This window comes from Pseudomonas fluorescens (genome assembly GCF_003732425.1).
Taxonomy (GTDB): domain Bacteria; phylum Pseudomonadota; class Gammaproteobacteria; order Pseudomonadales; family Pseudomonadaceae; genus Aquipseudomonas; species Aquipseudomonas fluorescens_BE.
Genome location: NZ_MOBX01000013.1, coordinates 656,492 through 674,789, shown reverse-complemented (window position 1 = coordinate 674,789; position 18,298 = coordinate 656,492). Strand labels below are relative to the sequence as shown.

14 protein-coding genes and 2 pseudogenes are annotated in these 18,298 nt (G+C 57.3%); 7 read left to right on the top strand and 9 right to left on the bottom strand.

Annotated features, from left to right (window positions below):
• Positions 1 to 403 precede the first annotated feature (403 nt).
• From BK670_RS29945 to BK670_RS13465, 3 genes and pseudogenes are all read right to left on the bottom strand, one after another.
• Positions 404 to 606 (bottom strand): annotated as a pseudogene (locus BK670_RS29945) (DUF6124 family protein); the annotation flags it as partial.
• Positions 607 to 620: 14 nt separating this feature from the next.
• Positions 621 to 1,084 (bottom strand): annotated as a pseudogene (locus tag BK670_RS13470) (hypothetical protein); the annotation flags it as partial.
• A gap of 2 nt (positions 1,085 to 1,086) precedes the next feature.
• On the bottom strand, positions 1,087 to 1,308 hold the full coding sequence (locus BK670_RS13465) for a pYEATS domain-containing protein (protein ID WP_123450199.1): 222 nt from the start codon (positions 1,306 to 1,308) through the stop codon (positions 1,087 to 1,089).
• Positions 1,309 to 1,951: 643 nt separating this feature from the next.
• Here BK670_RS13465 and BK670_RS13460 point away from each other — a divergent pair.
• The 3 genes from BK670_RS13460 to msrA all read left to right on the top strand — a co-directional run bounded on the left by BK670_RS13460 (position 1,952) and on the right by msrA (position 5,068).
• Positions 1,952 to 3,268 (top strand): alkaline phosphatase D family protein, encoded by a 1,317-nt coding sequence (locus tag BK670_RS13460; protein WP_123450197.1) that lies wholly within the window; start codon positions 1,952 to 1,954, stop codon positions 3,266 to 3,268.
• Between the two features lie 65 nt (positions 3,269 to 3,333).
• On the top strand, positions 3,334 to 4,440 hold the full coding sequence (locus tag BK670_RS13455) for an MBL fold metallo-hydrolase (RefSeq protein ID WP_259697565.1): 1,107 nt from the start codon (positions 3,334 to 3,336) through the stop codon (positions 4,438 to 4,440).
• A 121-nt stretch (positions 4,441 to 4,561) separates the two neighbouring features.
• The gene (msrA, locus tag BK670_RS13450; protein ID WP_123450194.1) at positions 4,562 to 5,068 is read left to right on the top strand and encodes a peptide-methionine (S)-S-oxide reductase MsrA; all 507 of its coding nucleotides are present in this window, start codon (positions 4,562 to 4,564) and stop codon (positions 5,066 to 5,068) included.
• Between the two features lie 180 nt (positions 5,069 to 5,248).
• Here msrA and BK670_RS13445 read toward each other — a convergent pair whose 3' ends face one another.
• From BK670_RS13445 to BK670_RS13430, 4 genes are all read right to left on the bottom strand, one after another.
• Positions 5,249 to 5,950, bottom strand: coding sequence for a DUF695 domain-containing protein (locus tag BK670_RS13445; RefSeq protein ID WP_123450192.1), 702 nt, complete (start codon positions 5,948 to 5,950; stop codon positions 5,249 to 5,251).
• Between the two features lie 57 nt (positions 5,951 to 6,007).
• Positions 6,008 to 6,658, bottom strand: a complete 651-nt coding sequence (locus BK670_RS13440) for a hypothetical protein (protein ID WP_123450190.1) — start codon at positions 6,656 to 6,658, stop codon at positions 6,008 to 6,010.
• Between the two features lie 217 nt (positions 6,659 to 6,875).
• Positions 6,876 to 7,667, bottom strand: a complete 792-nt coding sequence (gene sseB, locus BK670_RS13435) for an enhanced serine sensitivity protein SseB (protein ID WP_259697564.1) — start codon at positions 7,665 to 7,667, stop codon at positions 6,876 to 6,878.
• A gap of 236 nt (positions 7,668 to 7,903) precedes the next feature.
• Entirely contained in the window at positions 7,904 to 10,033 is a 2,130-nt protein-coding gene (locus BK670_RS13430) for a TonB-dependent receptor family protein (RefSeq protein WP_123450186.1), read from the bottom strand.
• Positions 10,034 to 10,219: 186 nt separating this feature from the next.
• Here BK670_RS13430 and ppk2 point away from each other — a divergent pair, with 186 nt between their 5' ends.
• Positions 10,220 to 11,035: a polyphosphate kinase 2 gene (gene ppk2, locus BK670_RS13425; protein ID WP_123450185.1), complete on the top strand. Its 816-nt coding sequence runs from the start codon at positions 10,220 to 10,222 to the stop codon at positions 11,033 to 11,035.
• Positions 11,036 to 11,623: 588 nt separating this feature from the next.
• Positions 11,624 to 11,839, top strand: a complete 216-nt coding sequence (locus tag BK670_RS13420) for a hypothetical protein (RefSeq protein ID WP_123450183.1) — start codon at positions 11,624 to 11,626, stop codon at positions 11,837 to 11,839.
• A gap of 44 nt (positions 11,840 to 11,883) precedes the next feature.
• On the opposite strand, the gene BK670_RS13415 is transcribed toward BK670_RS13420, so the two are convergent.
• A complete protein-coding gene (locus tag BK670_RS13415) occupies positions 11,884 to 14,496 on the bottom strand; it encodes a bifunctional diguanylate cyclase/phosphodiesterase (RefSeq protein ID WP_123450182.1) in 2,613 nt (870 codons plus the stop codon).
• Between the two features lie 221 nt (positions 14,497 to 14,717).
• Here BK670_RS13415 and BK670_RS13410 point away from each other — a divergent pair, with 221 nt between their 5' ends.
• Positions 14,718 to 16,913, top strand: coding sequence for an OsmC domain/YcaO domain-containing protein (locus BK670_RS13410; RefSeq protein WP_123450181.1), 2,196 nt, complete (start codon positions 14,718 to 14,720; stop codon positions 16,911 to 16,913).
• Between the two features lie 207 nt (positions 16,914 to 17,120).
• A complete protein-coding gene (locus tag BK670_RS13405) occupies positions 17,121 to 17,579 on the top strand; it encodes an REP-associated tyrosine transposase (RefSeq protein WP_123450180.1) in 459 nt (152 codons plus the stop codon).
• 181 nt (positions 17,580 to 17,760) lie between these two features.
• On the opposite strand, the gene BK670_RS13400 is transcribed toward BK670_RS13405, so the two are convergent.
• Positions 17,761 to 18,297, bottom strand: a complete 537-nt coding sequence (locus tag BK670_RS13400; RefSeq protein WP_123450179.1) for a PaaI family thioesterase — start codon at positions 18,295 to 18,297, stop codon at positions 17,761 to 17,763.
• Position 18,298 lies beyond the last annotated feature (1 nt).

The window sequence follows — 18,298 nt, the reverse complement described above, 5'->3', positions numbered from 1 at the left end:
ATTGCGCACCTTGTATACACGAGCTACCAAACCCGATCACTGCTATTCAGTGACCGACCCACGATAGAACCCGCCCACCCGGCGCACAAGCCGGCGGATTCTGGCGTAGTCGTAGGCAACGGCGCAAGGCGTTGTAGCCTGCTGGAAGTATTTCGGAACGCTTTTAAACAGGTCGTTTGGAATGCCAGCCGTCCAAGGCCTGACACCCGTAAAAACGTTTCAACCCCTCCACAAAATCAACGCCCTCCCCACCAACCTCGCCGACGGCTTCGACGCATGTTGACGGCACTGATGGGCATGTAGATCGAAAACGAGAAAAAAGGGGGCTGATTTCTTTTCTGTCTTGGTGGGTCTGTCTGGTCGACCTCCATGACGACATCCTCACCGTCATGGAGGGATTTCATTACTCCGCTGGCACTACGTTATCCAACGCCCGATTCACCGCCAACTCCCCAAGCATTACCGCCTGCGCAATGCCTTGCAGTGTCTTGCGTGCCGGTCCGTGACCAACCCGATTACATCCCCAAGCATCACCGAAGCCGAACCGAGCGATTCTCTTGCATTCACCAGTAGTTCTTCAGTCTTGGTTTTTGGATTGGCGATAAACTTTTCCCGGTCAGTCAGGAGCCGACGCTCGTTTCGGTCAATCCCTTGGGCCAGCGCGCATTGAATAACCCAAGGGATTTGGGGGCGTACAGTGCACTCTGAAATGACGGCACATACTCATACTTCAGCGTCTTTCCCCAGCCCCGACGCCCGCAGATAACGTGACAAACTCTCATCGCCAACAGTAGTCGTTACCGCGTCGGCGTTTCGGCTGGAGGCATGGCGGGTTTGCTGGTGAAGATCGACACTGCGATTTCGTTGTAGGCGTCGTTGTCGCATTCATCGTAGGTGTACGCGGTGAAGGCGACCAGGCCGCGAGCGGGGCGGATTTGCAGGGGGTGTACGGTGGTGAGGACTTCGGGTGGCATGAGGGCGCGGAGTTTTTCGAAGTGGCGGTTTAGACGGCGGTGATGCAGCTGTTTTTGCAGTAGACGTTGGGTGAACAGGACTCGAAGCCGATGTCGGCTTTGCTTTTCTCCGTCAGTCCATAGGGCGCCCAGGTAAGTCGATGTGCCTCATCAAATGGAACGTCTCGCCATTTTTCTTCCTCACCACGGCCAATACCGGAAACTCTCCGTAGATTTTTAACCAGAGGTCAAAAGACGATTTCTGATCTGAAGAAGCGATTACGGGTTGCGGTAAATCTTCCCAGACCCGGTAGGTAACCGACTCAATTTCAGCAAGATTGTTTTCTCGGTCCATGGGTTCTATCCAGACCCTTACTTTGAACAACCCGCTTCCTGGAGTAGTTCTAGGGCGAAGAGTCTCCGATTGATGAAGGAGAATGAAGCCAAAGTCGATCATGCGTTCGTATGCAGCATTCAGGGCTGAAATATCCGACTCGGTCGCTGGTATCGGTGTTCCGGAAATAGCGGCGCCTGTCGTAAGTCCTTTTAGTGCTTTTGGGGTTGCTCCTAAAAAGAAATGATCCTGATTGATGAAGTCGCCTGGCCCGTAGAGGTGGGTGTGGTAGTACGCAACCAGTAAGTAAAAAACGAACTGCCCCGTACAAGATCCACTACCTTGCTCGCCATATTCGCCTCCGATGCCTGTCCGTCATTGGAGTAAAGCAGCTCGCTGCCTGAATGCGATCTGCTTTTAGAGAATAAGGTTGTTTCGACGCTACAAGCCTTTGCGCTGGCCCTACGGTACAAATGGTGCTTTTCGCAGCAAACTGGCACAAACCATACGGGAATCTACAATCCACCCAAGCGCGTATTTGACCATGTAACGAAGCCATTTGCTCACCAGAACAAGCCGTTCGATTCGTAGCATCCTCAGCGCCTGTGAACCTGGTCGACAACGACCGGGAAAGCTAGGGAACGCCTACAAAAGGAATATTTAAATGCCAAGGCTTATTCTGGGACACACGACAGACACTTCCGCAAAGGTCTGGATGAGAGCATCAGCGCGCTGGCCGGTGGTTTTCGTCCAGTTGATCAATCCTGCCAACAAAAAAATACTGGATGAGCGTTCAATAATTACCGAAGAATCCGAGTTTTTCACTCACGTTCATGAGTTCACCGGATTGGCTGCCGACACTGATTACAAGGTCAAGGTAGCCTTCGGGAAAACGCTCAAAGACCCGGTCGATGCACGCGTCAGGGATGCCTACGCCGAAGGTGGCTTCAAAACCTTTCCGAAAACCGCCAAGCAACCCTTCACCTTTTTGCTGGGCTCTTGCAACCTGCACTCATTGGGAATTCTGGAACGACCGGATCAGTCCTGGATAACGATCTCCAGAGTGGCGGCAAAAACGCAGGCTCGCTTCATGATCCATGCGGGCGATCAGATCTATGCCGATATTCCTTTCAAGCCTGAGGCCAGTCTGGAGCATTTTCGGGACAAGTATCTGGACGCCTGGGACGACTGCATTCCGGCGAAAAAAGTACTGACTGAATTGCCGCATTACATGATTCTGGATGATCACGAGATCATTAATAACTACGAGCACGGTAGCGGAGAGCTCGGTAGTACCTTGCCGCGTATCGCACTCAAAACCTATTGGGAATTCCAGCACTCGCACAACCCGGTCACGCTGGGATCGCCGGACCAGTACTTTTATGCTTTCAGCTATGGCGACGTTCAATTCTTCGTGCTGGATACGCGCACTTCACGCATCGCAGCACTTGAGCAGATGATTGACGACAAGCAACTCAAAATCCTGCTCAACTGGCTGACTCAGCACAAGAACAGCACCAAGTTCATCGTTACCAGCGTGCCTTTTGTGGGGGAAGTAAAGAATCCGGAACAGGACAAATGGTGTGACCCGGCTTTCAAGGTTCAACGAGAAAAGATCCTCGGGCACATTCTGAAGAATGGCATCACCGATGTGGTATTCCTGACGGGCGACATGCACACCTCGTACTGCGCCGACATGGATATAACAGACAGTTCAGGGAACAAAGCCGTTGTTCATGAACTCATGTCCAGCCCCATCAATCAATTTACGCCCAGCCTGCCTCTCGAGTTTTACTACGAGTCACCCAGGACGGTGACCGGGGCAGGGTTTCAATACAAGTCTACGATCAGGAAAAACACGTTCTATGGTGCCCACTCGAACGTCATGAGTATCACCGTTGCCAGTGGGAAGCCTATCGAGTTCAGCATCTTCAGAACCACAGACAACTCGACCAAACCGGCGCTAAAAGGGAAACTTTGAGCCGGGTTCGATGACGGCTTTAGGCGGCGTGATTGCCAGACATTCCCCGCGAGGGGAATGCCTGGTTGATCGCAACCAATGATAGCTGCATCGAGGATGCCTCGATTATGCGCACACTCATTTTGCTGGTCTTGCTGACGCTCGCAGCGTGTACCTATGCTCCCAAGCAACAAGGGCTGCGGGTAACCGATGATCACAACCTGCCCGAGCCTAAAATCAAATTCCTGGGTGTTGGTGGCTGGCTGTTGCGCTGGAAAGATGAAGGTCTGTTATTGGCACCGTCTTTCACTAATCCGGCGACCTTGGGGATTCTGGGAGTTCCTCCACTGACGGTAGAGTCCGACCCGGAGAAAATTGATCGAAACATGCCGGACGCACAGTATGTGACCATGCTGTTGGTCGGCCACGCACATTACGATCACCTGCTCGACGTCGCTCGCGTAGTTAATGTCCAGGCACCCAATGCGGTGATCTACGGGTCGGAAACGGTCCGTCATATTTTGCAGGCTTACACTCCCAAACCGACCACAGTGGTGCCGGGCCGCGCGCAAATCAGCAATCACAAAGACCCGGGCTGGCCCGGCACATGGTTCTATTCGTCAGGCCAATATTTGAGGGATGGCGCAAACCCTCTGGAGCTACCGGGTGGCATGCCGCGCGGAAGGATTCGCGCGATGCCTGTCGAGAGCATGCATGCGCCACACATTTTCGGTCAGAACCTTTTACCTGGGGGCTATGACAGGGATCTTGAGCAGATCCCGACCTCTATCTTCGACTGGAAGAACGGGCACAAGACGTTGGCGTGGGTGATTGATCTGCTCGACGATAGCGGGCGACCGGTTTATCGCATTCATTATCAGGACAGCGCCGCTGATCCACCGTGGGGATTTCCTCCAGTCATTGCCGACAGTAAAGGCTTTGATGTTGAAATTCTCTGTGCTGCCAGTTGGGACAAAGTCGCGTACTACCCTATTGGACTGCTGCGTGTCACACGGCCGAAAAAGGTGCTGATCGGGCATTGGGAAAACTTCTTCGGCAACGATTTGCAGAAACCGGCCAGAACCATTCCTCTCCAGAAATACCAGCAACTGATGGAGCATTTAAAAGGGTACGAAACTGTTGTCCCGGAACCTATGTCTGAGGTAAGGCTTCCGGCAATTCCTAAGCCGTAGTCACGGTCGGACTTGCGATCAAACGTTGAAACACCGGTTCTCTGCGCACCCCCGTTGGAATCGGCCAACACGCCCCCATAACAGTCTCTACACCCAACCCTTGCGAAAGGAACGACAACCCATGACCACTCAAACCGAAACCGCCATCCTCGCTGGCGGCTGCTTCTGGGGCATGCAGGATTTGCTGCGGCGCTATCCCGGCGTGTTGCAGACCCGCGTCGGTTACACCGGCGGTGATGTGCCGAACGCCACCTACCGCAACCATGGCGACCACGCCGAAGCCATTGAAATCACCTTCGATCCTGCCGTGATCAGCTATCGACAGATCCTTGAATTCTTCTTCCAGATCCATGACCCGAGCACGCCCAACCGTCAGGGCAACGACCTTGGACGCAGCTATCGTTCCGCAATTTATTACCTCAGCGAAGAACAACGCGACATCGCCAAGGACACCGCCGCCGATGTCGAGGCTTCAGGACTGTGGCCAGGCCGAGTAGTCACCGAAATCGAACCGGCGGGACCGTTCTGGGAAGCGGAGCCGGAGCATCAGGATTACCTCGAGCGTATTCCGAATGGCTACACCTGCCATTTCATTCGCCCGAACTGGAAGCTGCCGAAGCGCGCGTAAGCGCTGCACGCCGCTCATTCAGCGCCACTTCAGTGGTTGCAAGGCTGAATGAGTTGCCGACTTCGCGGGCAAGCCCGCGAAGAGGCGAGCGCTCATGGCGCCGTTTTAGGTCTGCGCTTCATTCTTCAACTTATCCAGCACAACGCCATTTTCGGCCCCTGCCGCAAGCGTCCCTGTCCATCACTCCAAACACCGTTTAGGGGTCATGCGGATGTCGACACTGCTTGCTCCATTTGCACTGCGCGCAGGCTCCTTACGACCGCTCCACTCGACAGGATAAGGTCCGCTCGGTGCCATCAGCGTCTGCATCCGGCTCATGAAATCAGTGTCACTTCGGGCGTAGAAGATCCACTCCCGACGGTGTTCTCCAGTGACCGTGCACACCCACTTCGCAAGCCCGTCATCCGCAGCGGCCGAGAGTAAAAGGGCCTCCATCTCATTCATGCGTACAAGATCACGAGGTCGCGGCAGGAGTTTCCTGGAGGTGTAGTTCCAGCGGACTCTCACCTTGAACGGTAGCGCTTGCTGCTCCGTCGCGGAAATTGAGCGAGCAGTCCGGTAACTCATCGGACTGGCAATGTCCGGATAGTCGGACGCCTGAAAAGTGTCCTCGCCCGGCTCGGCTAGGCGCGTTTGCGTGTAAAGATCAGGGGCATCGCCCAGAATGGCTTTGAGTGCAGCATCACTTGCGTCCTTACGGTCCGCCACGCAGTCATCGTAAGCGGCACTCTGGCTTGGGCCTTCATCCAGGCAGGGGGCGCGTTCGATCGGTGGCGGGGCATGGGAGCAGCCCGTGTTAAGCAGAGCTGTCGATGTCAGCAGCAAAAACAGCGACCAAGCGCGATTCAAGGTGTTTCGATTGTCGGGTTTGACGTCATTCACAACGTGCCTTCTATGGGAGGACTGGTTTGGAGTGGAAGTGATCGAACAGTGTCGCCATTAATGCCGACTGACCTGCTTGAGCCAGTTCCAGAAGGGGTCGTTCGATTCGCTCACATCCATGCATTCTGTACGGCGGACCAGATCCGCTGCTCGCGCCGGTATGCTCAGCCCGAGCGTTCGCTCGACGTGGCTTCGCAACAGAAGAGGCGGTGGAGGGTAATCGTCTTCGGCGTATTCTTTTTCGCGTACTTCATCCGGGGGCAGTTGAAACTGCTCCGGCCAGCAGAGCTCGTCGTAACCGATAGCCAGCAACCTTAATAAGTCCTCAATAGTGTCGGTCAGGACGCAAAGCATCGTTGACCCGGATCCCGATCCCAGATGGACGAATCGCTGTTGCCCGCTGTCGTCCAGCCACAGCCCGGCCCACGAGCCGTCTCCACCGGTTCTGAGGAACAGGGTCAGGCGCTGGTTTACGTCAGGATCTTCGCTGTTAGTCCAGCGGGCGGTGTCGGCAGGTACTGGCAGGTAAAAAGCGGTTGTCGCTACATCGCTGTGTGCAGGGTCCGGATGCAGCGTCATATAGCGCGTGCCATCGCGGTGACTGCGCACGCAGCCATGTTCTTCCAACAACTCAAGCGCTTGGCGAAGGCGCGCAGGCATCGGATTGCCCGCAGGAAAAGCGGCCGCCATTTCATCGGTGAAGTTCATTCGTTTTCCTGACTGGGTGGGCATTGGAGAGGGTTGCGCTCCGCTGCAAACGTCGTCGTTTTATCAAATCAGCGACTGTCTGAAATCACACGGCTCACGTATTGATTCAAGTCGCGAAAGTCCACGCAACTCATGCAGCAGATCGAAAGGTTCACGCTGTCCGGACGCGTAACCTCGGCGGTCTCGTCCAGAACCCAAGGTCCCGGTGTATGTTCAATCACGCTTTACCAAACCCCAGGAAAGAACGCAGTTTATTGCCCCACTTGCGCTCATAGAACGGCGTGGTTTCCCTGAGAAAGTAATCGCTCAGACCGGCTTCACCTTGGGACACCCGGCACAAATCAACCGGCTCTCCCTGCGGCGCGGTATCCCCGGCGACATTACCCGCCTCACGCATAACCCGCTCGATATCGCCGTCCGCCTCGATGCCTACGATCAGGTGCGGCTTTTCATCCACCGAGGTGTCATGCATCAATGCCAGAAACGCGCGCTTCACATTGGCATGTTTGGCGAGCAACTGCGTGAGCGAGTGGACCATTTGCGATGGGTATTCGGCGGGTTGACCGAGCAGCACATTGGTTTCTTTTTCGACCGTGCGTTGCTTTGCGGTCTGGCCAACGGCATTGGCGAGCAAATTTTGCACTTCTTGCGGGAAAAACTCTTTGCCATATGTCGACTTCGGATTCAGGCAGAGCAGGGCGCCCAGTGTGATTTCGAACAACGATCTGGCGGGGATTTCGAGGTAGGTCTGCTCGCTGTCGATGGACTGTTGCAGTGTTTGCAGTGACGAGAAAAACGGGATGACCGGTGTGCCATCCGGTTTTTGCCAATGGGCGATGCTGATGTTGCTGCCGGCTTCGAGATTGACGTGGCCGTCTGCTTCACCGGCGGTGCCGAGGATGTAAACGTTCGAGTTCAACAGGGTGTTGAAGAACTCGGGACGATGTGCCGGTTCGTCAGCGGCCAGTTTGAGGCTTTTTTCCAGCAGGTTTTCTGGTTGGGTATCCATGGTGTTCATCCGTGACTCGTTCTGAAACAGGGCATAGATCAGTCACATCGACGCTGGTTCGACTGACGCCTTCGCGGGCAAACCTGTTGCCACAGGTTTGCCTATAGATCACAAAATTCGGGTTCAGCGCAAATCACTGTGGGAGCTTGCCTGCAAGCGATGGCGGTAGGTCAGTTAGATTCTTCGCAACAGATACGCCGCCATCGCCAGCAGGCTGGCTCCCACAGGGGTAGGTGTCAGAGCAAGCTCCACGAAACCCCGACATAAACCCCCATCCCTTCACCCGGTGTAGACCGCGCAGCATCCAGTCCCTTGTCGTCATACCCCGGCGTAACCGTCGCCGCATAGTGCTTGTTGGTCAAATTGCGCATATCCACCCACGTTTGCCAGTCACCCTTCGGCGCGTTGTAGCCGAGTGTCGCGCCAAACAATGCGTAAGGATCGGCGTAATAACTGTTGGCGTAATCCACGGCAACTTTGGACACCAGTTGCGTATTCACCGCCGCGAAGAAACCCTGCGGCCAGTCATAACGCAACTCGCCCTGGTAGTAGTGCATCGGCAATCCCGGCAAGCGGTTGTCACCAAAACGGTCGTCGTCGCGATAGTGGAAATCGCTGAAGGTATACGCCTGACGCAAACTCAACCGACGGCCATCCGGCGCCGACCAGAGTTTGCTGTTGAGACTGGCTTCGATCCCTTGATGCACAGTCGGGCTGGCATTGAGTTCGTAAGGGGTGACAGCGTTGGCGTCCGGCAACACCGACAACAATTCATGCCGCACCTGCGCGTAGTACCACGCCAGACTCCATTCGCCGACTGCGCTGTCACCTCGTCCACCCAGTTCCAGCGTGGTGGCGGTCTGGTTTTGCAGTTTGATCGGGTCTTTTTGCGTACCGGTCGCAGCACCATTGCCAGCGGGGAAACGCACGTTGGAGCTGTAGATCAGCGACCACGGATGCGGCGCTTCAACCGAGCGGCTGAGGTTGCCGAACACTTGCAGATCCGGGCTGATCTGGTAGCGCAGGCCGAGGCGCGGCGCGTAGTCCCAGTCGTTCATGCTGGTTTTGCCGCCACTCTGCGGGTAGGTCACATCGCTTTCGCGGCGGGTGTAGATAGCGGCGAGGCCGGTGGTCAGCCACAAGTCGTCGGCGATTTCCAGGTCATTGCCGAAGTGCAGAACGGTGTCCGAACCTTGATAAGTGAAGTTGCGCATGCGGGTGCCAGGTACGTAGCTGGCGGTGTTCGGCGCGGTGGGAATGCGCACGAACTCGCTGGCGCCGTCGTTGGGCAAGTGTTTGGTGACGCGCAAGCCGACGTTGCTACGGCTTTCCATGCCGAAGATCGTGTCGCGGCGCTTGTAGTCGAAAGTGCCGCTGACGTCGGTGTAGGCGACTTTCAAGCGGTTCGGGCCTTCGCGCAGGTCCATCGGATAATCGTGGTAGACGAGGCCGGTCTGGATGCTCGAGTCGTCGTCGATGTAGTAGGTGGTCTTGTTACCGATGAAGGTACTGCCCGGCTGCTTGCGGCTGTCATCGCGCGCCACGTAGGACGGGTTGGCTGCGCGAGGCGAATGCTCGATGGAGTGCTTGGTCACGCGGCCGGCGAGGTCGTTGTCGGTCTCGCGGTAGCGGATATAGAAGCGGGTTTCCAGGTTCGGGTTGAAGCGATAGCCGAAGTTGGCGATCACGCCTTTGCTCTCGCTGGCGGTGTGATCTTGATAGCCGTCGGCGTTGGAATCGGTCAGCGACACGTAGTAATCGAAGTCGCCGAGCACTTGCCCGGAACTGACCTGACGCTGCTGATAGCCGTGGCTGCCGGTGGCGTAGCGCACTTGCAATTTCGGCGCGGTGTAACCGGTGTGACTGACGTAATCGATGGCGCCGCCCAGCGCCAGCGAGCCGCGATCAAAGCCGTTGGCACCACGCAATACCTCAACATGATCGACCCACAGCGGCTCGAGCAATTCATACGGCGTGCCGCCCGGGCCGGTCAGTGGCAGGCCATCGAGCATCGTGTACAGGCCTGACGCATGGGCGCCCGGCGCCCGGTTGATGCCCGAGCCGCGCACCGATATCTTCACGCCTTCATTGCCCGCCGACTGCGCATAAACCCCGGGCTGATACGCCAGCATATCCTGATTGCTCGCCACGCGGCCCTGCAACGGCTGGCGCATATCGACCACGTTGGTACCACCGGGGACCTGCTCGAGGCGTGTTTTGGCTTCTTCTACGCTCGCGTCCGAGCCGCTTTGCTCGTCGGCCGAAATCAGCACTTGCCCCAGTTCCAGACCTTGAGTCTCGGCCAGCGCCGGACAGGCGAGGGCCAGACCGAGCAGAGCGGCGGGCAGGGATTTGGGCGACGGCATCGGAAAACTCCAGGCAGGCTAGAACGGGCAATGAACAGTGCGACGTAACAAAGAACGAATGAAACACATGGCAATTTGGCTTTTTGTCAGGCAATGGCAAACAGCACGTCATGAACTAACCTCACGTGTCTGGTTCACCCCGTCAATCAACACTCTGTTTCTGCATTTATTGGAGAGGGTTCGGTCATGGCAAAAGACAAGAAAAAGGCCGTCAAGGCGCCTGAAAGTCCGAAGCTGAAAAACAAGGATTACCTTGAGCAGTTGCGCAAGCTGCACGTCGAGCTGGTCAAGTTGCAGGAATGGGTGATCGCCAAGGGTGTCAAGGTCTGCATCGTCTTTGAAGGCCGCGACGGCGCGGGCAAGGGCGGCACGATCAAGGCCTTGACCGAACGCGTCAGCCCGCGTGTCTTCCGCGTCGTGGCGTTGCCGGCACCGACCGAGCGCGAGAAAAGCCAGATGCATGTGCAGCGTTATCTGCCTTATCTGCCGGCCGCGGGCGAAGTGGTGATCTTCGATCGCAGTTGGTACAACCGCGCCGGCGTTGAGCGGGTGATGGGGTTTTGCACCGACGAGCAGGCGGACAAATTCCTCAGGTCGATTCCCTTGGTCGAGCACGCGATCGTCCAGTCCGGGGTGATCCTGCTCAAGTACTGGCTGGAAGTCAGCCCCGAAGAGCAGACCCGCCGGCTGGAGGCGCGAATCAACGACGGTCGCAAGACCTGGAAACTGACACCGATGGACCTGAAATCCTACAGCCGCTGGTACGACTACTCACGGGCGCGGGATGAAATGTTCAAGCACTCCGACACTGAACATGCGCCGTGGTTGGTGGCGGACTCCAACGACAAACGCCGCGCGCGGCTGAACATCATCACCGACGTACTCAGCCGCATTCCGTACGAGGATGTGAAACGCGAGAAAATCGAGTTGCCCAAACGGCAGAAGCCCGGCAAGTACCGCGATCCGGATTACCCGTATAAACGCGTAGCGGAGAAATTCTGAAGAGTCCCTGCGGGAGCTTGCCTGCAAGCGATGAGGCCATTCCAGTCGACCATTTCATAGACTGAACCACCGCCATCGCCAGCAGGCTGGCTCCCACAGGGTGCGCGGGTGTACGCAAACACAGGGTGCGCCACAAACAGTGTGGGAGCTTGCCTGCAAGCGATGTGACCATTCCAGTCAACCGCTTCATAGACTGAACCACCGCCATCGCCAGCAGGCTGGCTCCCACAGAGTGCGCGGGTGTACGCAAACACAGGGTGCGCCACAAACAGTGTGGGAGCTTGCCTGCAAGCGATGAGGCCATTCCAGTCGACCATTTCATGGACTGAACCACCGCCATCGCCAGCAGGCTGGCTCCCACAGGGGGCGCGGGTGTACGCAAACACAGGGTGCGCCACAAACAGTGTGGGAGCTTGCCTGCAAGCGATGAGGCCATTCCAGTTGACCACTTCATGGACTGAACCACCGCCATCGCGAACAAGCTCTAGTCCGTAGAGCTTTCGCCGTTAGCAGTCCATCCGTCGACTGCGCTGAACCACCGCGATCTCGTTTCTTTCTATCAAGAGAGTCCTTCACGAGAGAAGCCCAATGTTCGATCAGCGCAAACAAGAAAAACTGGCGGCATGGCGAAAACTGGCGACGCAAGCGCAGATGCGTCTGGACCCAGAGCAGCAGTACGACGAACTGCTCAAGGCAGCCGATGAAATGGAGGAGGAGGGGTTGATCACCAGCGCCGAATGGCGGCAGTTGGTGCGGGATGCGGGCAATGTGTTCACCGGGGATATGGGGCGAACAAACGGTTGAACCCGCCGCAAACGGCTACAGCGATGGATCCGCCCTGTAGCCGTTCAGGTCACACGACCTTTCTTCGCTTTCAACTGTGCACCTCTGGAATCCTGCAGCAACCGCGCAAACGCTGCTTTGTCGAGCGGCCGACTCATGAAGTAACCCTGCACCTCATTGCATTGATCGACCCCGAGAATATCCAGTTGCTCTTCGGTCTCGACGCCTTCGGCGGTCACGGTCAGACCCATGGCTTTGCCCAGGCCGATGATCGCCTGCACCACCGCGCGATCATTGGCGCCGCTGCTGATCGAAGCGATAAAGCGCTTGTCGATCTTGATCCCGTCAAAGGGGTAGGCGCGCAGGTAACCGAGTGATGAGTAACCGGTGCCGAAGTCGTCCATGTTCAGGCGTACGCCCAATTCTTTAAGGGCGTTCATGGTGGTCAGCGCGCCGTCGGTGTCGTTGAGCATCACGTTCTCGGTGATCTCCAGTTCCAGGCGACTGGCCGGGAAACGGCTTTGCACCAGCACTTCGCGAACATCCTCGACCACATCGCTGGCGGCAAACTGCGCGGGCGACAGATTGACCGACAGCAGGATGTCCTCCGGCCAACCCAGCGCGGTTTCGCAGGCTTCACGCAACACCCAGCGACCCAATGGGACGATCAGATCGGTCTGTTCCGCCAACGGAATGAACAGGTCCGGGCCGAGCAGGCCCTTGGTGGGATGTTGCCAGCGCACCAACGCTTCGACCGAAACGATGTGCTTGCCATCGACCTTGTAGCGCGGCTGATAGTGCAGGACGAACTCGTTGTGCTTGAGCGCATGGCGCAGGTCATCTTCCATCTGCCGGCGCGTCTGGATCTGGTCGCTCATGTGCGCTTCGAAATAACACCAGGTGTTCTTGCCTTCGGATTTGGCCTGATACAGAGCGATGTCGGCGTAACGGATCAGGTCGCTCGGCAAGTAACTGTGGCGCCGGCTGAGCGCGATACCGATGCTGGCGCCGATCTGCAGCGGATGGTGCTCGAAGACCACCGGTTGATGCAGGCTGCCGATCAGGCGGGTACAGAACTTGTCGATTTCGTGGTGGCTGTCCATGCCATTGAGCACCACAATGAATTCGTCGCCGCCCAGGCGCGCGACGATGTCCATGTCGCGGGTGCATTCACGCAGGCGCACGGCGACTTCCTGCAGCACGGCGTCACCGGCCGGATGGCCGAGTGAATCGTTGATCGGTTTGAAGTTGTCGAGGTCGATCATCAGCAGCGACAGCGGCGGCGCATGCTCCTTGAGCAGCAGCGCTTCATCCAGATAACGCGCGAGTTTGTTGCGGTTGGGCAGGCCGGTGAGGGCGTCGTGCATCGATAAATGCTGGATCTGCGCATGGGCGGCGACTTCGTCGGTGATGTCGCTGGCGGTGCCGCGATAGCCGATGACCGCGTGTTTGTCGAAGATCGGCCGGGCGGAGAGCCGACAGTGGCGTTGCTGGCCGGCGTGGTCACGGTAGGTGCAACGTAAGTCACTGGCGCTGTCTTGCTCGGTGAGATTCCTCAGCCACAGTTCCAGAGGCGTAGTGTCGCAAAACAGCAGTTGACCGATGTCTTGCCCCAGCCACAGGGTTTGCGGGTAACCGGTCACTGCGCTAAAGCGCGCCGACAGGTAGGTTAGCGCCAGGGTGCGGTCGACTTCCCAGATCCAGTCCGACGCGGCTTCGGCCACCGCGCGAAAGCGTTCTTCGCTCGCTTCAAGCTCACGGTTGGCGTTTTCCAGCGCGAGATTGGCGGTTTGCATGACGGCAAAACTCTGGTCGACGTACTGCGATGAACGCAAGGCGTGGCGGAAGAAGTACGCGGTCAGCAGCATCAGCACCACCATCGTCGCGCCGAGCGGTGGCAGCAGTGACCACAATAAATGTTGCCCGGGCCGCTCCAGATCGGCGATGAGGCTGTAACCGGTATTGTCCAGTGGCACGCGAGGTCGTTTCGGGTCGAGTGTGTCGTCCAGTGCCAGGGTCAGGTTGTTCAAGCCGTAACCGCTGCCGATCAGACGCAATTTGGTCGGCGTAAGTTTGTCGACAAATACCAGCACCGAGGTTTTCTGCGGATCGCCGAGAGGCCGCTCATCGTTGGGAATGATTGCCGCCGCCAAGACCAGCGCCGGCCAGCCTTCGAACAGTGAATAGTGGCTGACCGGCTTGGTCAGGTCAGCTTGCCCCAGCACTTGATCGAGCAATGCGGTGGCGCTCACCTGAACAAACGCGGACAGCTCGGCATCGACCATTTGCCCGCGTACTACACCGTAGCGGGTGCCTTCGCGGTTCAGCACGAAGACGCCGTCATAACCGTCGGTGGTGAACAGGGTCTTGCCGACGTTCTGCTCGGTGTAAGCCCAGTTGATGTCGACCTGACCGCTTAAATGCTCATAGGCCATGGTCCAGTTGGCGTAGCTGGTGATGTAGTTTTTTGAGGCAGTGATGCGGTTTTCCAGCGCGCGAGCGGAATAGAAGCGGGTTTTATTGATCTCGTCGTTGTCGAGGCGTTCGGCAATGCCGAGCAAGGCTACTGTTGCGGCAATCACGCCGCTGACAAACAGCGCAGCGACCGCCAAGGCCAGGCGGCGGGTGACGGCGCTCTGGCGCGGTGGAAGCGGGGCTGCATAGCTGGAAAGGTCCATGTGCTCGTCCTTGATCCGCTGTCTTCTGAATCTAGATCCACGGCGCGGGGGCAATGTTCAGATTCTTCTGGGGGACTGCATTGAAAGCGTAGTGAAACCCGCGTGATTTGCCTCCCCGAGTGCAGCGCGCCGATCAGCGGCCAATCCCGAAAGGGCAAGACTTCCCGCGCAAAAACCGGATAATGGCGGCCATTCGTTTAGCCGTATTCTGGTAATCCCGCATGGAAATCAAGGTCAATTTTCTCGACAACCTTCGACTTGAAGCCAAGTTCGACGACTTCACGGTGATCGCCGATCAGCCCATCCGCTACAAGGGCGATGGCTCGGCACCGGGGCCGTTCGACTACTTTCTGGCGTCGTCGGCGTTGTGTGCGGCGTACTTTGTGAAGTTGTACTGCGACACGCGCAACATCCCCACGGAAAACATTCGCCTGTCGCAGAACAACATCGTCGACCCGGAAAACCGCTACAACCAGATCTTCAAGATCCAGGTGGAATTGCCGGCGGACATCTCCGAGAAAGATCGCTTGGGCATCCTGCGTTCCATCGATCGCTGTACGGTGAAGAAGGTCGTGCAGACCGGGCCGGAATTCATCATCGAAGAAGTCGAAAACCTCGACGCCGATGCCCAGGCTTTGTTGATGCCGGTTGCCAGCTCGGACGCTGGCACTTTCATCGCTGGCAAGGACCTGCCGCTGGAGCAGACCATCGCCAACATGTCGGGCATCCTCGCCGACCTTGGCATGAAGATCGAAATCGCTTCGTGGCGCAACATCGTGCCCAACGTCTGGTCGTTGCACATCCGCGATGCGCATTCGCCGATGTGCTTCACCAACGGCAAGGGCGCGACCAAAGAAGGCGCACTGGCCTCGGCGCTGGGCGAGTTCATCGAGCGGCTGAACTGCAACTTCTTCTACAACGACCAGTTCTGGGGCGAAGAGATCGCCAATGCCGAGTTCGTGCATTACCCGGACGAGAAGTGGTTCAAACCGGGGTCGAAAGACGAACTGCCGAGCGAAATTCTCGACGAATACACCCTGAAGATCTACAACCGTGACGGCGAGTTGCGCGGCTCGAACCTGTTCGACACCAACTCCGGCAACACCCAGCGCGGCATCTGTTCGCTGCCGTTCGTGCGCCAGTCCGACAACGAAGTGGTGTATTTCCCTTCCAACCTGATCGAAAACCTCTACCTCAGCAACGGCATGAGCGCGGGCAATACCTTGGCCGAAGCACAGGTGCAGTGCCTGTCGGAGATCTTCGAACGCGCGGTCAAACGCGAAATCCTCGAAGGCGAAATGGCCCTGCCGGACGTGCCACAGGAAGTGCTGGAGAAGTACCCGAGCATTCTCGCCGGCATCAAAGGCCTGGAAGAGCAGGGCTTCCCGGTGCTGGTCAAGGATGCGTCGCTGGGCGGCGAATTCCCGGTAATGTGCGTGACCTTGATGAACCCGCGCACCGGCGGCGTGTTCGCCTCGTTCGGCGCGCACCCGAGCCTGGAAGTGGCGCTGGAACGCAGCCTCACCGAATTGCTCCAGGGCCGTAGCTTCGAAGGCCTCAACGACTTGCCGCAGCCGACCTTCTCCGGTCAGGCCGTCACCGAGCCGAACAATTTTGTCGAGCACTTCATCGACTCCAGCGGTGTGGTGTCGTGGCGCTTCTTCAGTGCCAAGCCAGACTTCGAATTTGTCGAGTGGGACTTCTCCGGCCAAGGCGAAAACTCCAACGCCGAAGAAGCCGCGACGCTGTTCGGTATCCTCGAAGACATGGGCAAAGAAGTCTACATGGCGGTCTACGAGCACATCGGCGCCAAGGCCTGCCGGATTCTGGTGCCGGACTACTCGGAGATCTACCCGGTCGAAGACCTGATCTGGGACAACACCAACAAAGCCCTGCAATTCCGCGCCGACATCCTCAACCTGCACAACCTCAGCAAAGTCGGCCTGCGCAACCTTGCCCAAGGCCTGGAAAACAGTGAACAGGACGATTACACCGACATCACCACGCTGATCGGCATCGAGTTCGACGACAACACGCCTTGGGGCAAACTGACAATTCTGGAGTTGCGCCTGCTGATCTACCTCGCCCTGCAGAAATACGAACAAGCCAAGGATCTGGTCGAAGCCTTCCTGCAATACAACGACAACACCGTCGAGCGCGGCTTGTTCTATCAAGCGGTCAACGTGGTGCTGGAGATGGAACTGGACGAAGATCTGGAACTGCAAGACTACGAAGCCAACTTCCGCCGGATGTTTGGCGATGAGCGCATGGACGCGGCGATTGGCTCGGTCAACGGTAGCGTGCGGTTCTACGGTCTGACGCCGACTAGCATGAAGCTGGAAGGGCTGGATCGGCATTTGCGCTTGATCGAGAGCTATAAAAAGCTGCATACGGCGCGGGCGAATGTATCGCGCTGATAGCATCGTAAAAAAAGCACCTTCGGGTGCTTTTTTTTGACTGTAATTTGGCGACTGACACATCAAGTGTGAATCCCCGAAATTCCCTGTGGGAGCTAGCCTGCTAGCGATTGCGGTCTCCCAGACACATCCTGCCAAAGGTCTGCAGATATCTACCAGGTCAGCCGAACTAGTCTTCCCATAATCAATTAATGGGGAGGCAAAGGAATGCCAGACTTACCCGCTTCGCACCGGCTGCGTCGTGGCCGCTTCGCCGAATCCAATCGAATTTACCTGCTGACCACCAATACGTTTCAGCGAGTCCCTGTGTTCAATGATTTCACACTGAGTCGGCTGGTTGTGAAACAGTTGAGAAATGCGCACGACCAAGGCATCGCGAATTCATTAGCTTGGGTCGTAATGCCTGATCATTTCCATTGGTTGGTTGAATTACAGCAGGGAACATTGGGCGATCTGATGCAGAGGACAAAATCGCTGAGCACCAAAGCGGTGAACCGGGCTACTGGCCGTAATGTGACGCTTTGGCAGAAGGGTTTTCATGACCGGGCGTTGCGGCGTGAGGAGGATCTGGTGAAAGTGGCGCGCTATGTGATTGCCAATCCCTTGCGGGCAGGGTTGGTACAGAAGATTGGCGACTATCCGCTGTGGGATGCCATCTGGGTTTGAGCTGAAACCGAGCCGCCTCTATCGCTAGCAGGCTAGCTCCCACACTGGATCTGTGGCGCGCACCAGTGCTTTGTCAGATCTGATTCCCACGCAGATGCTGTGCAACACACAAAACCACTGTGGGAGCTAGCCTGCTAGCGATGAATGCACCTCGGTCTATCAGTCAGGCTCCTGCCTGTGATCAGCCACTTTTGCTGGGTTCGGTTTTTAGTTGCAGTGCTGTTTGACGCCCATGCGCCGCATCCGCCAGCAGCCCTGTATCCACCCGCACAAACACCGAATCACCCACCGCCGTCAGCACGTCCCCCGCATACACCTCGCAAATCACCCGGGTCTTGCGCCCGACTTCACCCTCGACTGTCGCCCGTAAAATCAGCGGCACGCCCATCGGTGTCGGTTTGATGAACTTGATCCCAAGGTTGCCAGTGACGCAGTCGATGCGCGGCAGGCTGCCGGGTTCGCGGTTTTCTGCGCGGTAGTGATACGCCATCGCCGTCCAGTTGGAATGGCAGTCGACCAGCATCGCGATCAGGCCGCCGTAGACCAGGTCCGGCCAGCCGCAGTATTTGGCCTCCGGCAGGTGTTCGGCGATCACGTGCACGCCGTCTTCGTGCCAGCGACTTTTGACGTGCAGGCCGTGCGGGTTGCGGCCGCCGCAGCCGTAGCAAACGCCTTCGGGCGCGGCGAGGTCTTGCAAAGGGGGAACGAGGCTGGACATG

Excerpts from the sequence above, each read along its gene's own strand:
- BK670_RS13465 (WP_123450199.1), bottom strand. The coding sequence starts at position 1,308 with ATGGACCGAGAAAACAATCTTGCTGAAATTGAGTCGGTTACCTACCGG.
- BK670_RS13460 (WP_123450197.1), top strand. The coding sequence starts at position 1,952 with ATGCCAAGGCTTATTCTGGGACACACGACAGACACTTCCGCAAAGGTC.
- msrA (WP_123450194.1), top strand. The coding sequence starts at position 4,562 with ATGACCACTCAAACCGAAACCGCCATCCTCGCTGGCGGCTGCTTCTGG.
- BK670_RS13440 (WP_123450190.1), bottom strand. The coding sequence starts at position 6,658 with ATGAACTTCACCGATGAAATGGCGGCCGCTTTTCCTGCGGGCAATCCG.
- sseB (WP_259697564.1), bottom strand. The coding sequence starts at position 7,667 with ATGGATACCCAACCAGAAAACCTGCTGGAAAAAAGCCTCAAACTGGCC.
- BK670_RS13430 (WP_123450186.1), bottom strand. The coding sequence starts at position 10,033 with ATGCCGTCGCCCAAATCCCTGCCCGCCGCTCTGCTCGGTCTGGCCCTC.
- ppk2 (WP_123450185.1), top strand. The coding sequence starts at position 10,220 with ATGGCAAAAGACAAGAAAAAGGCCGTCAAGGCGCCTGAAAGTCCGAAG.
- BK670_RS13420 (WP_123450183.1), top strand. The coding sequence starts at position 11,624 with ATGTTCGATCAGCGCAAACAAGAAAAACTGGCGGCATGGCGAAAACTG.
- BK670_RS13415 (WP_123450182.1), bottom strand. The coding sequence starts at position 14,496 with ATGGACCTTTCCAGCTATGCAGCCCCGCTTCCACCGCGCCAGAGCGCC.
- BK670_RS13410 (WP_123450181.1), top strand. The coding sequence starts at position 14,718 with ATGGAAATCAAGGTCAATTTTCTCGACAACCTTCGACTTGAAGCCAAG.
- BK670_RS13405 (WP_123450180.1), top strand. The coding sequence starts at position 17,121 with ATGCCAGACTTACCCGCTTCGCACCGGCTGCGTCGTGGCCGCTTCGCC.
- BK670_RS13400 (WP_123450179.1), bottom strand. The coding sequence starts at position 18,297 with ATGTCCAGCCTCGTTCCCCCTTTGCAAGACCTCGCCGCGCCCGAAGGC.